Origin of the sequence: Psychrobacter sp. Cmf 22.2 (genome assembly GCF_001921745.1) — a bacterium.
GTDB lineage: Bacteria > Pseudomonadota > Gammaproteobacteria > Pseudomonadales > Moraxellaceae > Psychrobacter.
In genome coordinates, this window is record NZ_MRYA01000064.1 from 1 (window position 1) to 249 (window position 249).

The window sequence follows — 249 nt, forward strand, 5'->3', positions numbered from 1 at the left end:
AAGAGCAGCGGTAGCTTAAAGGAGATGCGCTCATTACTGGCAATCATCGGCAGACTGATACCGGCAAGCGTGCGAATCAGCTCACCGGTTTTATCGGTAAAGGTAAAAGGTACAAGGCTGGCATCGGTTGCTACCAGCGTATGTCCAAACTGCTGCGCAAGCTCGTAACCAAATCCGCTCGCGCCGAGTGTCGGAATCGATAAGCCGCCCGTCGCTACCACGAGCGACTCGCAGCGATAGCTGGTTTGC

1 protein-coding gene is annotated in these 249 nt (G+C 55.0%); it reads right to left on the reverse strand.

Translation table 11 applies throughout. The features are described from left to right. Positions 1-249 (reverse strand): NAD(P)/FAD-dependent oxidoreductase (locus BTV98_RS13320; protein WP_178379400.1); only part of this gene is annotated, 249 nt, incomplete at both ends.